At 72.9% G+C, this 214-nt stretch carries 1 protein-coding gene; it reads left to right on the top strand.

Annotation, left to right across the window (positions count from 1 at the left end; all coding sequences use genetic code 11):
* A partial coding sequence (locus B2869_RS02670; protein WP_292762389.1) for a hypothetical protein occupies positions 1-214 on the top strand: 214 nt, incomplete at both ends.

The following is a 214-nucleotide window of genomic DNA, read 5'->3' as shown; positions in this document are numbered from 1 at the left end:
CAGAGGCCGACGCCGACGCGGAGGCGTTGGTGTTGATCTCCGCCGATGCGTCCGCCGAGGCGACCGCATCCGAAGACGCATCGGTCGAGGCGTTCGCGATGGCTGCCGCGCTCGCGTTCGACGCCGCGCTCGTACTCGCATCCGACGTGGCCGATGCGTCGGCCGCGGTGTTCGTCGTGGCGTCGGCCAGCGCTGCCGCCTGGGCGGCGATCGC

This window comes from Microbacterium sp. UBA3486 (assembly GCF_002377845.1).
Classification (GTDB): Bacteria; Actinomycetota; Actinomycetes; order Actinomycetales; family Microbacteriaceae; genus Microbacterium; species Microbacterium maritypicum_A.
The sequence above is the reverse complement of the archived record's forward strand: the minus strand, read 5'-3'. Positions and strand labels throughout refer to the sequence as shown.